The organism is Lentzea sp. DG1S-22, from assembly GCF_036321065.1.
GTDB classification, from domain to species: domain Bacteria; phylum Actinomycetota; class Actinomycetes; order Mycobacteriales; family Pseudonocardiaceae; genus Lentzea; species Lentzea jiangxiensis.
Genome location: NZ_CP143276.1, coordinates 3004345 through 3016169 on the forward strand (window position 1 = coordinate 3004345; position 11825 = coordinate 3016169).

12 protein-coding genes are annotated in these 11825 nt (G+C 69.9%); 2 read left to right on the forward strand and 10 right to left on the reverse strand.

Translation table 11 applies throughout. The features are described 5' to 3' along the window. Positions 1-14 precede the first annotated feature (14 nt). Positions 15-572 (forward strand): EF-hand domain-containing protein, encoded by a 558-nt coding sequence (locus V1227_RS13010; protein WP_329792765.1) that lies wholly within the window; start codon positions 15-17, stop codon positions 570-572. Here V1227_RS13010 and V1227_RS13015 read toward each other — a convergent pair. The 6 genes from V1227_RS13015 to V1227_RS13040 all read right to left on the reverse strand — a co-directional run bounded on the left by V1227_RS13015 (position 569) and on the right by V1227_RS13040 (position 7446). Then, positions 569-991, reverse strand: a complete 423-nt coding sequence (locus tag V1227_RS13015; protein ID WP_329792766.1) for an SRPBCC family protein — start codon at positions 989-991, stop codon at positions 569-571. The genes V1227_RS13010 and V1227_RS13015 overlap by 4 nt on opposite strands. 13 nt (positions 992-1004) lie before the next feature. Then, positions 1005-2138 (reverse strand): Glu/Leu/Phe/Val dehydrogenase dimerization domain-containing protein, encoded by a 1134-nt coding sequence (locus V1227_RS13020; RefSeq protein ID WP_329792767.1) that lies wholly within the window; start codon positions 2136-2138, stop codon positions 1005-1007. Positions 2139-2159: 21 nt separating this feature from the next. Continuing rightward, positions 2160-3185: a transcription termination factor Rho gene (gene rho / locus V1227_RS13025; RefSeq protein WP_329792768.1), complete on the reverse strand. Its 1026-nt coding sequence runs from the start codon at positions 3183-3185 to the stop codon at positions 2160-2162. Positions 3186-3424: 239 nt separating this feature from the next. Further along, positions 3425-3982, reverse strand: a complete 558-nt coding sequence (locus V1227_RS13030; protein ID WP_329792769.1) for a DUF4360 domain-containing protein — start codon at positions 3980-3982, stop codon at positions 3425-3427. Between the two features lie 30 nt (positions 3983-4012). Beyond that, positions 4013-6283, reverse strand: coding sequence for an acetate--CoA ligase family protein (locus tag V1227_RS13035; protein ID WP_329792770.1), 2271 nt, complete (start codon positions 6281-6283; stop codon positions 4013-4015). After that, the gene (locus V1227_RS13040; RefSeq protein WP_329792771.1) at positions 6280-7446 is read right to left on the reverse strand and encodes an acyl-CoA dehydrogenase family protein; all 1167 of its coding nucleotides are present in this window, start codon (positions 7444-7446) and stop codon (positions 6280-6282) included. The genes V1227_RS13035 and V1227_RS13040 overlap by 4 nt, the downstream gene beginning before the upstream one ends. A gap of 560 nt (positions 7447-8006) precedes the next feature. Here V1227_RS13040 and V1227_RS13045 point away from each other — a divergent pair. Next, positions 8007-8477 carry a hypothetical protein gene (locus tag V1227_RS13045; RefSeq protein ID WP_329792772.1) on the forward strand — a complete coding sequence of 157 codons (471 nt, stop codon included), beginning with the start codon at positions 8007-8009 and terminating at the stop codon, positions 8475-8477. 154 nt (positions 8478-8631) lie between these two features. On the opposite strand, the gene V1227_RS13050 is transcribed toward V1227_RS13045, so the two are convergent. The 4 genes from V1227_RS13050 to V1227_RS13065 form a co-directional block, all read right to left on the reverse strand. Continuing rightward, positions 8632-8985 (reverse strand): GntR family transcriptional regulator, encoded by a 354-nt coding sequence (locus V1227_RS13050; protein WP_236224676.1) that lies wholly within the window; start codon positions 8983-8985, stop codon positions 8632-8634. 124 nt (positions 8986-9109) lie between these two features. Continuing rightward, positions 9110-9478 carry a hotdog fold domain-containing protein gene (locus tag V1227_RS13055; RefSeq protein WP_329792773.1) on the reverse strand — a complete coding sequence of 123 codons (369 nt, stop codon included), beginning with the start codon at positions 9476-9478 and terminating at the stop codon, positions 9110-9112. A 26-nt stretch (positions 9479-9504) separates the two neighbouring features. Beyond that, positions 9505-10257: an OAM dimerization domain-containing protein gene (locus V1227_RS13060; protein WP_329792774.1), complete on the reverse strand. Its 753-nt coding sequence runs from the start codon at positions 10255-10257 to the stop codon at positions 9505-9507. Then, on the reverse strand, positions 10254-11822 hold the full coding sequence (locus V1227_RS13065; RefSeq protein ID WP_329792775.1) for a lysine 5,6-aminomutase subunit alpha: 1569 nt from the start codon (positions 11820-11822) through the stop codon (positions 10254-10256). Before V1227_RS13065 ends, V1227_RS13060 begins: the two co-directional genes overlap by 4 nt. Positions 11823-11825: the final 3 nt, after the last annotated feature.

Genomic DNA, 11825 nt, shown 5'->3' on the forward strand with positions numbered 1-11825 from the left:
GGTAAACAGGAGACATGAAGATCACGCCGTTCCTGGACCGCAGGCTGAGCCACAGGTTCTCCACCTACGACACGGACCAGGACGGCCACGTGCAGCGCTCGGACTTCGAGCTGGCGTGCACGAGGCTGACGTCGGCGTTCGACCTGGACGCCGGCGACGAGCGCGCCAAGCGGCTGCACGAGCAGCTGCTGGGTGTGTGGGAGCACCTGGTCGCCATGACCGACGTGAACGACGACGGGCAGATCAGCCTGGCCGAGTACAAGTCGGCGTTCGTCCGCGGCCTGCTGGGCCGCCCCGAGGCGTTCGACGACGTCTACGTGCCCTACCTCGACGCGCTGCTGGCCGTCGCCGACCACGACGGTGACGGCCGGATCGGCCTGGAGGAGCACGTCCGCTGGTCGCAGGCGATGATGGACGTCTCCGAGGCCGACGCACGCGCCGTGCACGCCCGGCTGGACCACGACGGCGACGGTCTCATCGGCACCGAAGACCTGCTGGCGGCGTGGCGGGGGTACTACTTCTCGGAGGACCCGGACGGGCCGGGCGCGTGGCTGCTCGGGCCGCTGCCCTAGGCGGTCTCCGCGACTTCCTTGATCGAGGCGGCCTCGGTCTCGACGTACCGCGTGATCGTCGACCTCGTCATCAGCCAGCCGAGCCCGGACATCAGCCCGCCGAGGGTCAGCGCGAGGGTGAGGCGGCTGCCGCCGGGGTGCGGTTCGACGACGTGCCCCGCCGTGACCGTGACGCCGCTCGACCTCGACTCCCAGGTGAAGGACCGGCCGTCGGTCAGTTCGGTGACCGTCAGCACCGCCTCGGCCAGCTTCGGCTGCTTGATGCTGGCCCGTGACCCGACGGCCAGCGGCCCGTCGTCGAGCTTCCGCAACGACTCGACCGTGGGGATGCGCTCGGGCCAGCGCTCGACGTCGGTGAGCACCGCCCAGACCCGCTCGGGAGGGGCCGCGACCGTGACTGTGCGCTGCAGGCCAGGCATGGCGCGAGTGTACTCAGAACCGCCGTTCGACCTCCTCGATCGCCTCTGCCGCAATCCGTCTCGCCGCCTCGCGCGGTGACGCTTCGTCGTCGAGGACCCGGGCGACGAGCCGGCGCATGGTCGTGCCGATCTTCGCGAACGCCGACTCCGCGGTGGGCTCGATGTCGCCGAAGAGCGTCCACCACCACCAGGAGTTCGTGGCGGAGTTGGCGACGACGTCCGGGATGACCAGCGCGCTGATCCTGGCCTCCGCCTCGGCCGTGACCGGCATGTTGGCGGCCTCGACGAGGAGCTTCGCCTGGACGGCGTGGGCGTTGTCCTCGTGGATCGCGTAGCTGGTGGCGGCGGGGACGAGGACGTCCGCCTCGACGCTCAGCCACCGGTCGCCGTCGAGTTCCCGGTCCTCCGGCCTGAGCTGCGCCCGGTCGATGCCGCCGTGCGCATCCCGGGACAGCAGGAGGGTTTCCACGTCGAGTCCGTCCGGATTGGACACCACGCCGTGGATGTCGGCGAGCCCGACGACCCTGACGCCCGCGCGGGCGAGGTAGCGGGCCGTGGCGCCGCCCATCGAACCGAAGCCCTGCACGAAGGCCGTGGGGTTCTCGATCCGGAGGTGTTGGACGCCTTGGAGAGCTGCTTGCGCCACTCCGTAGCCACCGACGAGCTCGTCCAGGCCGACGCCGTCGACGGTGACGCCGAAGGCGTCCGCAAGCCGTTGGCGTGCTTCGTGTTCGTCGTCGAGCAGCGGGTAGACCGCCTGGATGGACGACCGCAGCCCGATCTTCCCGATGGCTTCGTCGATCGTGGACTGCCTGAGCCCGAGGTCCTCCCCCATGGTCCAGAACCGTTCGATGTACGGCGACATGGCGAACAGGTAGGCCGTGAGGACTTCGGTCGCCCTGGCGTCGTAGGGGTCGAAGTCGATGCCGCCCTTGGCGCCGCCGAGCGGGACGTAGCGCGCCTCGGGGTCGTAGTTGAGGGCTTCCTTGGCGGTCATCCCCTCAGCGAGACCGCGCACCTCGTCGAGCGTGCACCCCGCGCGCATCCGCAGACCGCCGCTGCTGACCCCGCGCACGAGCCGGTCGATGACGAGGTAGCCACGTGCCCCGGTGGCCGGGTCGTTCCACGTGACCTCGAGATAAGTCATGCGGCACAGCGTATGCCGTGCTCACCTCGCCATCTGGAGGAGGAACTCCGCGTTGCTCTGCGTCTTGCGCAGCCCGTCGAGGAGCACGTCGACGTCGCGCTCGGCCACGGCACGGCGGATCGCGTCCGTGATGGCGAGCTCCTGCCGCGACACCAGCAGCTCCGCCTTGCGCGTGCTGGACTGGTGCAGGTCCACCGCGGGGTAGACCCGGCGCTGCGCGGCCTTGCGGTCGAGCTTCAGCTCGGCGTTGCCGGTGCTCTTGAGCTCCTCGAAGATCGCGGTGTCGGCCAGCGACCCCGTCTCGACGAGCGCGGTGGCGAAGATCGTGAGGCTGCCGCCGTTCTCGATGTTGCGCGCGGCGCCGAGGAACTGCTTGGGCGGCGTCAGCGCCCTGGCGTCGATGCCACCGCTGAGGATGCGCCCGCCGTTCGGTTGCGCGAGGTTGTAGGCCCGCCCCAGCCTCGTCAGCGAGTCGAGCAGGACGACGACGTCCTGCCCGTCCTCGACGAGCCTCTTCGCGCGCTCCACCGCGAGCTCGGCGACCCGGATGTGCTCGCCGGGGTGCTCGTCGAAGGTGGAGGTGAACATCTCGCCCGGGATCGTCGTGCGCATGTCGGTGACCTCTTCCGGCCGTTCGCCGACGAGCGCGACGATGAGGTGGACGTCCGGGTGGTTCTTCGCGATCGCCTGCGCGATCTGTTGCAGCACAACGGTCTTGCCTGTTTTGGGCGGCGCGGCGATCAGCGCCCTCTGCCCCTTGCCGACCGGCATGACCAGGTCGACCGTCCGGCTGGTCAGCTCGTCCGCGTCGTGCTCGAGCCGCAGCCTTTCGTTGGGGTAGAGCGGGGTCAGGTCCTCGAACCTCGGCCGGCGGTGCGGCTTGAGCCCGTTGACCGTGTCGACGCTGACGAGCCTGTCGTTCCCGGCCTCACCGCTGATCCGGTCGCCGCGGCGCAGGTCGTGCTGCCGGACGAGGCTCTGCGGAACCTGCGGTCCGTCAACGAGAAATGCCTTGTTGTTGCGAATGTCGAGTACACCGAGGTGCATCGGGTCTGTCCTTTCAGGAGGGTGAAGTCGCGCTTCATCGACTCCGCACCTTCTGACGCGGGAGGAGAGCGCTCGCAGATGCAGCCGCATCTGAGGTGTGTGTCCACCGGCTTCGCCGAAACCGGGGGCTGTCCACTGCGAACCGGAGAAGGTCCAGCAGCTGGTCGGAGCTTACGTGCGACTGGTCGCGCACTGCCGTTACAAGCGGACTGTAGCAGACAACGCCCGCAGCGCGCTCGCTATTCCGCGCACTTCTTCCACGAGAGCCGGAACGTGCTGCTCACGCTGGAGTCCGTCGAGTCCATCGTCAGGAAGCTGCCCGGACCCCTGCCGGTGACCTTCAGCTCGGTCTCGACGGCCAACGGCTTGCGGTCCTTGCACGGCCCGTGCGCGATCCCGCTCGGCGTGTCCGTGACGTGCCAGTTGTCGCTCATCGCCTGGAACTCGCGGCTGCTGTGCCGCGTCGGGAACCCCGCGAACCGGTAGCTGTTCCGCACCACGCCGCGCGCTTTGTCCGTGAGGTGCGCGAACCCCCGGTAGTCGGTCGCCGCGATGCCGTACGTGTAGCCCGCCGCGTGGTGGAGCCCCAGCTCGATCGTGCAGCTCTTCTTGGCCTCGCTGCCGTTGCCCTGCACCAGGAAGTCGCTGTAGGTGATCGTGAAGGCCTGGTTGTCCTCGGACATCGCCACCGTCGTCGTGCCGGCCGGGCACCCCGTGCCCGCGACGCTCGTCACCTCGACCGCCACCGGCCCGGGAGGAGGTACCAGCGACGCCAGCAGTGCCACCACAGCCCACATCCGGGCCTCCTCACGTCACTGCAGGAGAACCTATCGAGCCGCGCAATCACGCAATCGGAGCAGCACGTCCTGCTGCGGTTCGGGGACACGGGCGGGGATGACCAGCGCGTCGACCGCGATCACCCGGCCCGGGCCCACCCGCACGGGGTTCAGCTCGATCTCTTCCAGGTCCGGTCTCGCTGCGAGCGTCTCCGACATTGTGGCGATCACGTCAGCCAGCTGGGCCACATCTGCTTCCGGCTCACCGCGCCTGCCTGACAGCAGCGGCGCCGAGGTGAGGCGTTCGAGCATCTCCCGTGCCGTGGCGGGAGTGACGGGTGCGAGCTCGACGGTGGTGTCCCTGACCAGTTCGGCGTGGATGCCGCCCACGCCCACCAGCACGACCGGGCCGAACGAGTGGTCTCTTCGTGCGCCGATGATGAGTTCGACGGTGTTTCTCCTGTTGTCCATCTCTTCCAGGACGTACGTGCCCGGGCCCAGCCGTGCCCGCATCCTTTCGAAGGCCGGGACAGGGTCGGTGAGGTCGAGTTCCACTCCGCCGTGCTCGCTCTTGTGGGCGAGCCAGTCGGCTTTGAGCGCGAACGGTGGCCGGAGCTCGGACGCCTCGATGTCGGCCGCTGTGGTGACGGCGTGGGCTCTGGGGAAGTCGACGAAGCTCAGCAGGTCGCGGGCCGCGAGGTAGCCTGGCCGGTAGGGTACGGCCTGGTCGGCTTTTCGAGTGGCTTGCTCCGCTTGTTGTACGGCTTGGTCAGCTTTTCGAGCGACTCGCTCGGCTTGATGTACGGCTTGGTCGGCCTCACTCGCGGCCCACTCCACCCGACCTGTGACCCGCCCGGCCTCACGAACGCCTCGCTCGGCCTGACGTCCGGCCCGGCGGGGCGCCGCCGCCCCGGGCAGGCTCACGCAGGCGTCCCCTCCAGGGGATCCCCCCGCTTCCATTCTTCCCGCCGGCACCGACAGTTCCGGGCCGCTGGCCGCACGAACGGACCGTTGATCAAGCACGCCGAACCGCGCTGCGTCACCGAGCGCAGCCACCACCCGCTCGATCGTGTGCTGCACCGGCACCCCGCCGGCCCTGAGCGCCCGCACCGCCGCGGACCCCTCCCGCATGCTGTGCACCACGACCGGCACGCCGGTTTCCCTTGCCAGCGCACAAATCCGTTCAGCGACCCCCACTTCGGCCGAGGCCAGCGAGGGCGTGTCCTCTCCGTAGCTGCCGAAGTACCCGGACAACACGACCGAGTCGACTTCTCCCCCGCGCACCAACACTTCCACGGCACGGGCGTAGTTCACCAGATCCCGTTCCCCCGCCCCCGCGAGGTCGATCGGGTTGCGCCGCGACGCTCCCTCCGGCAGCCCGTCCACCGCGGTCAGCGTCGGCACCACCAGTCCGGCCGTCACCGCGAGGTCCGCCGCGATCGCCCCCTGCCCACCCGAGTCCGAGATGACCCCGACCCTCACCCCGCGCGGCACCCCGGACGTGAGCACCGCCGCCAGGTCGACCAGAGCGGCCGGCGTGGAAACCCTGCGCGCACAGGCACGCCGGCAGGCCGCGTCGACAACGTCCAAAGAGGACGTCAACGCACCCGTGTGCGTCAAAGCCGCTTCCCGAGCCGCGATCGACGACCCGACCGTCAGCAGCACCACCGGTTTGCCCGCCGCTCGCAGCGCCGACATCGCCGCCACGATCCCCGGACCGAAACTCTCCAGGTACACGCCCACGACAGTGGTCAGGTCGTGGGACACCAGGTCCAGCAACGCCTCCGTCGCCGTCACGTCGGCCTGGTTGCCGACCGACACGAACCGCGAGATCCCGATCCCCGACGCCGCCGCGAACCCGGCGATCTCCAGCCCCACCTGCCCGCTCTGCGACACCACGCCCAGCGAACCGGCCTGGAACTCACCCCACGCGAGGTGCAGCGACGTCGCCGCGTCGAACACCCCCAGGCAGTTCGGCCCGAGCAGCCGCGCCCCGGACTCGCGGATCCGGCCGATCACCCGGTCGTCGATCCCCGAGGGGATGCCGACGAACCCGCGCACCCCCACGGCCAACGCCTCGTCCACCACCGCCGGCACGTGAGCCGCGGGCACGGCGAGCACGACGAGTTCGGGAGCCTCGTCCAGTTCGGAGAGCGACCGCACCGTGGGCCGGCCCAGCACGGCACCCCCACCCCGGTTCACGAGGTGCACAGCGCGTCGGTCATGACCGACGAGAGCGCCGCGAGCGAGCCAGTGCCCCCACTTGGCGGGGTCGTCGCTGGCACCGACCACGGCGACGGACGCGGGATCGGAGAAGATCATCTGGCACCGAGGCCGCGGGAGATGATGAGCCGCTGGATGTCCGAGGTGCCTTCCTCGATCTCCTCGAGCTTGGCGTCGCGCATCCAGCGCTCGACAGGGTACTCGCGGCTATAACCGTTGCCGCCCAACGTCTGCACGGCCGCATGTGTGCACCACATGGCGTTCTCGGAACCGACGAGCTTCGCCATCGCCGACTCCTGCGCCACGTCGTGCCCCTCGTCGTACAACGTCGCCGCCCGCACGGCCAGCAGGTGCGAGGTGTCGACGCGCGTCGCCATGTCCGCGAGCCGGAACGCCACCGCCTGGTGCCGGATGATCGGCACCCCGAACTGCTCGCGTTCCCGCGCATAGCCGCTCGCGAAGTCGAGCGCCGCGCGGGCGAGGCCGGTCGTGGCGGCGCCGATGAGGATGCGCGAGGCGTCGAACGTCCGCATCAGCCCGGCGAACCCCTGCCCCTCCTCGCCGAGCCGGTTCCCGACGGGCACGCGCACGTCGTCGAGGAACACCTCCGCGTTCACGATCGCCCGCTGCCCCATCTTCCTGAACGGCGGTCCGACCGAGAGACCGGGCGCGTCCCGCGGCACCACGAACGCGGTCACCCCACGCGCACGCTTCGCCGGGTCGACCGTGGCGAAGATGACGAACATCTCGGCGTACGGGGCGTTGGAGATCCAGGTCTTCTGTCCGTTGAGGACGTACTCGTCGCCCTGCCTCCGCGCGGACGTCCGGATGCTCGCGGCATCCGAACCGCTGCCCGGCTCGGTGACCGCGACGGCCGTGAGCGGTGGTTGCCCAGTCCCCAGCGGAGTGAGGAACCGCTCCTGCTGTTCGGGCGTGCCCAGGTTCTCGACCGGCGCGCTGAAGAAACCGTTGGACGTGATCAGGTTGCCGATGCCGATGTCGCCGTGGCAGAGCTCCTGCTGGACCAGCACCTGGGTGAGCAGGTCGGTGACGCCACCCCCGCCGAACCTCTCACCGATCATGAAACTCGTCAGCCCGAGCTTCGACGCCCTGTCCCAGACGTCGAGCGGCGACTCGGTGTCCGCCTCGTCGACGGCGCGGGCGCGCGGACGGATCTCCTCGGCCGCGAACTCCCTCGCGAGCGCGACGAACTGTTCCTGTTCGGTGGTGAGCCGCAGGCCGTCTCGGACGGTCCGCCCCATCTCGCACTCCTAGATTGACTGACGAGTCAGTTACTCGCGGTCCACGGGGCAGCCTAGCTCCGGATGCGAGCCTGAGAAGAGCGCGAACGGGTGATGAACGCGCTGGTCGCCGGGGGTGCGTCGGTGGGGGCGGGGAGACCTACCCGGAGTTGTCCACAGATCGCCCAACGGTGGGTTGACACGCGCGTTCGGGCGCTATGTTGGGGTGGAGGTTGGTGGTCAGCCCCCTGGGTGGGCGGGGCCTCTCCCGCGGCCGTCGCTCGGCTGCTTCGGGGATGGTCTCCGGCCGGCACCGGGAGCTCGGTTGTCTTGCAGCGAGGCGGTGTGCCAGTCGCTCAGTCGTCCGCAGAGTTCGGCGACGTTTACAGCCACCTGCGAGGCGGTGTGCCAGTCGCTCAGCTGCCCGCAGAGTTCGGCGACGTTCGCACAGCCACCTGGGAGGCGGGCGCGCTGCCGCCCAGCAGACGGCACCCGGCCGGTCCGCACGCCACGACCAGGCGCCGACCGCCGCGGTGTCGCGCTTTCGGCACGCCCCGGCACCGCCTGTCAGCGTGCCGACCGTGGAGATCATCGACGGCCCGAAGATCGTGTCCCAGCCCGAGATCCACTACGTCGGCCTGCGCGTCATCACCCCGTTCCGGGGCATGCTCGCCGTTCGCGACAAGCTCATGGCCGAGCTGCACGAGCGAGGCCTCACCGAAGCGGGCCCGACCTTCCACCGCCTCAACGTCATCGACATGAACGGCGACATGGACATGGAGGTCGGAGTCGTCGTCGAGCCGCACCAAGGCGAGGCCGCGCTTCCGGCAGGGAGCTACGCCACCCTCACCTACGTCAACCACGCCCGCCGGGCGAACAAGCTCCTCCTCGACTGGGCCGACGACAACGGCCACGGGCTGGACAGGTGGGACGACCCGGCCGGCGACCGCTTCGGCTGCCGCTACGAAGCGTTCCTCACCGACCCGAGAACCCAGCGCAGGAAGACGACGTGGCGGGTACAGCTGAACATCCGCCTGGCTGACGCTCAGTGAGCAGCCCACCGACGATGATCACCCGGCCGGAGCAACCGGGCTGACCGCGCACCACGCTCGCCCCGGACCCGCGCCGCACACGGGGTGCGGTACGCGGCCGGGTCGGAGTCCCAGGTGCAGGGTGGTGGCGCACTGCACTCGGGTGGGTGACGCCTCAGACGTGCAGGGCGGCGCGGACGATCTCCAGCGCCTCCTGGCGGGTGAGGCCCACTTCGACGGACATCGCCGCGTACTGGGCCGCCGCCGCGCGGACCCGTTCCCGGTTGCTGTCGCCGTTCGCGCTGACCACGGTGCCGGCGCGGCCCCGTGTCTCCACGAGGCCCGCTTCCTCCAGCTCGCGGTAGGCGCGCGCCACCGTGTTGACCGCCAGGCCCAGGTCCTTGGCCAGGGCGCGCACCGTGGGCAGCTTCGCTCCCACCGGCAGCTCCCGGTTCGAGATCGCGTGTGCGTAGTGCACCCGGACCTGCTCGTACGGAGGTGTTTCCCCCTGGTGATCGATCTTCACCACGCCGCTTCCTCCCCGCATGTAGCTACTTCTGTATTGACCAACGGAGGAAGGCGGCGAAGGTTGCGGTCGATTCACCTCACATCGGTCTGGTCCGCTCCCACCGGCTCGGGGCGCGCCGGTGTCGTCATTCCGCGGCCTTCGGCGCCACGACGGTGCCACGCGCGCGCGTCACGACGATCGGTTCAGCCAGCACGCCGGCCGCCGAAGGTCCGCGTTCGGGTGCCGAACGGCACACCACGCGGGCCTCGAACTCGATCTCGCGCGACCGCTTCCCGATGCGCACCAGCGTCGCCGTCGCCTCCACGACGTCGCCCGCCTGGATCGGCGCCGTGAACTCGACGGAGCTGTACCCCGCGAACAGCCCTTCGTCCGAGTCGGTGTGGATGAGCATCTCCGTGGCGACGTCGCCGAACATGCCGAGCCCGTAGGCGCCGTCGACGAGGTTGCCCCCGTAGTGGGCGTGGGAGTGCGGCACGTACCGGCGGTGAGTCACCGAGAAACCTTCGACCAAAGCCCCGCTCACGCGGCGACCCCCTTCTTAGCCTGCATCGCGTGCACCAGGTAGCTCGCGACCTCACCCGGCGTGGTACCCCGGGAGAAAACTCGATCAACCCCGAGCTCGCCCGCCATCAGCGGGTCGAACCGGGGTCCGCCGGCGACGAGCAGCGGCCGCCTGTCCCCCATCGCCTCGCGGAACGCCGCGGACATCTCCTGCGTGTTCAGGATGTGCGCGTCCCGCTGGGTCACGACCTGGGAGACCAGCACGGCGTCGGCCTTCTCCGCGCGGGCGCTGCGCACCAGCTCCGGAACGCTCACCTGCGCGCCGAGGTTCACGACCTTCAGCTCGCGGTAGTACTCCAGGCCCTTCTCGCCCGCGAAGCCCTTGATGTTGAGGATCGCGTCGATGCCGACGGTGTGCGCGTCCGTGCCGATGCAGCCGCCGACGACGACGAGCTTGCGCCGCAACACCTTCTTGAGCGTCGAGTTGACCTCGGCCGGGCTGAGCAACGGGTACTCGCGCTCGACGACCTTCACCTCGTCCAGGTCCACGAGGTGCTTCACCGAGCCGTAGACGACGAAGAACGTGAAGTCGTCGCCGATGGGGCTGGAGTGGACCACCATCGCGGGGTCCATGCCCATCTTGTTCGCGAGCTGCTGCGCCGCGCCGTCCGCCTTCGGGCCGAAGGGGATCGGCAGCGTGAACGACGTCTGGACCATGCCGTCGCCGGTGGTGTCGCCGTACGGCCGCACGTACCTCTTGGGATCGGTCACTGCGCCGCCTCCAGCATCTCGCTCGCGGGGTTGAAGTACGCGTCGGCCTTCTCGACGACGCCGTCCGCGCCCTTGCCCTTGTCCGCGGGCCGCTTCATCAGGCCGAACGTGCCGTCCGCGATCGCGTTGAGCAGCCCGTCGTCGACGATCCGCTCGAGCAGGTCGACGGCCTCGCCGAGGACCTGGTGCGCGCGCTTGACGATGAGCCCGTCCGGCGCGGGCCGGAAGTCCTCGGCCAGGCTGCCCGCCGCGTTCAGCACGTACCGCACGTTCTGCAGCGCGAGGTCGCGGTCGGAGAGGAACGGCGTCACGACCGCCTCGGTCATCATGCCGACGAGCAGGATGGACTGCCCGGTGAGGACACCCGCGAGGTTGAAGAACCCGTCCAGCAGGTAGCCGTTGAACACGTCGCCGGTCATGTGCTTGGTCGGCGGCATCCACTTGAGCGGCGCGTCCGGGAAGAGCTCGCGCGCCAGCAGGGCGTGGGCGAGCTCCAGCCGGAACGAGTCGGGCACCTTCGGGTTGATCTCGAACGCGTGCCCGAGGCCCAGCAGGTGGTCGGGCAGTCCCGCCTCGTGGGCGAAGTGCTCGTTGAGGAGCTGGCTCACGGTGACGGTGTGGGCGGCGTCGACTGCGTCCGCGGTGGTGAGGTAGTTGTCCTCGCCGGTGTTGATGATGATGCCAGCGCGGGCGTGGACCTGGCGGGAGAAGCGCTGGTCGACGAACGTGCGGATCGGGTTGATGTCGCGGAACAGGATGCCGTACATCGAGTCGTTCAACATCATGTCGAGCCGCTGGAGCCCGGCCAGGACGGCGATCTCGGGCATGCAGAGCCCGGACGCGTAGTTGGTCAGCCGCACGTACCGGCCGACCTCCTTCGACACGTCGTCGAGCGCCGCCCGCATGATCCGGAAGTTCTCCTGCGTGGCGTACGTGCCGGCGAACCCGTGGTGCGTGGCGCCTTCCGGCACGTAGTCGAGCAGCGACTGCCCCGTCGAGCGGATCACCGCGATGACGTCGGCGCCCGCGCGGGCCGCGTTCTGCGCCTGGACGACGTCCTCGTCGATGTCGCCGGTCGCGACGATCAGGTAGATCCACGGGCGCTGCGCGGGGTCGCCGAGCTTCGCCACGAGCTTGTCGCGCTGGACCTTGTTGCGGTCCACCGTCTTGAGCCCCTTGGCGACAGCGGACGTCGACGCCTTCCTGGCCGCGGTCAGGTCCTTGCCCGTGGGGATCTTGAACTGGACCTGGCCCGCCGCCGTCGCCTCGGCGAGCTCCGTGAGGCTGCCGAGGTTGTGCTCCCTGAGGGCGTGGAACGCCGGCAGCACCACGCCGTGCTCCAGCCCGCACTGCTCGCGGACCGTGTCGATCACGCGGTTGACCCACGGCACGTCACCGGCGCGGTGGGTGGAGTCCGCGCCGGTGATGCCGGCCAGGCGGAGTGTGGCGCGCTCGACGGCGACCGTGGTGTGCGCCTTCGCGAGCGACACCACCGGTTCGGCCGCCCGCGCGGCGAGTTCCCGCGCGGTGGCGACCACGTTCGGATCGAGGTCGAGCAACGCCATGAG